The organism is Xanthocytophaga flava (genome assembly GCF_030068545.1).
GTDB lineage: Bacteria > Bacteroidota > Bacteroidia > Cytophagales > 172606-1 > Xanthocytophaga > Xanthocytophaga flava.
The window spans coordinates 1-944 of the sequence record NZ_JASJOR010000088.1 but is presented as its reverse complement, the minus strand read 5'-3'; the positions used below and the strand labels follow the sequence as shown (position 1 = coordinate 944).

1 protein-coding gene is annotated in these 944 nt (G+C 38.7%); it reads right to left on the bottom strand.

Annotated features, from left to right (window positions below; translation table 11 throughout):
- Nucleotides 1-8: 8 nt before the first annotated feature.
- Entirely contained in the window at nucleotides 9-848 is an 840-nt protein-coding gene (locus QNI15_RS38860) for an IS5 family transposase (RefSeq protein WP_314037597.1), read from the bottom strand.
- Nucleotides 849-944 lie beyond the last annotated feature (96 nt).

Below are 944 nucleotides of genomic sequence, written 5' to 3'. Positions count from 1 at the left end.
GAAGCTGTTTAAACTTTTGTTTTTTGCTTGATTTTGCGTAAGAAAATGACGGAGAAAGCAATAAAATGTAAACTCATCCAATTGTTAATAGAGCATTCAAACCGGATCAATAATGCTTTAAAACCATCTAACCAGGCATTGGCATGCTCAATCACAGTCCTGTCTCGATACAGTTCATCGTCAAAGATATGTGTCCGAGTTTGATAGGCTTTTTTATTTTCTGTCGCAGCGTTTTGCCCCATTGAGTTTCTTGGATTAGGCTTCACATTAGCGATGATATCTTCCTTTTGGCAAGCGATGTCAAATTCTACTGAATCAAAAGCGGGGTCTGCATTTAAAAATAAGCCTTTCAGGTTGATACCCGCTTGTTTTAATAGAAGACAAATCTGTTCAAACAGTAATTGAATTTGGAAAAGGTCATGATGTTGGCCTTCCTGTGGAGTGGACATAGCCAACATTACTCCTTGATTATCAGAAACAAAGAGTGCACTAGTAGTTTTAGCCGCCTTCCTGCCTTGATACCCTACTGCATCCCCTCCATTTTTGCAGCGAGTATGGCTGCCATCTAATTCTATACTTGACAAATCGAGGTATTTTAGGTTATTAGCCAAAATATGCAGCCAGACTTTTTTCCAACAATCGGCTTTACTCCACTTGCTAAAATAATAATAGACTGTATTCCAGTGCAATGCATTTCTACTGAAAAATTCTTTGGTAGGGAGTTCCCGCCATTGGCAGCCTGTTTTTAACCGATACAAAATACATTCCACTATTTCTATCAATGGTACTCTTGTCTCAAATCCGCGAGTGCCAATGGGCAACTGTGGTAAAATCCATTTTTCGATCATATCTTTGCTGAGAATCCCCATTGTTTTGTGTTTTTTAAGTTCGCACCTCAAAATTCACCCTACTTTGGGGATTTTCCTATTTGTTTAAACAGCTTC

Coding starts and splice junctions, on each gene's coding strand:
- QNI15_RS38860 (WP_314037597.1), bottom strand. CDS start 848: ATGATCGAAAAATGGATTTTACCACAGTTGCCCATTGGCACTCGCGGA.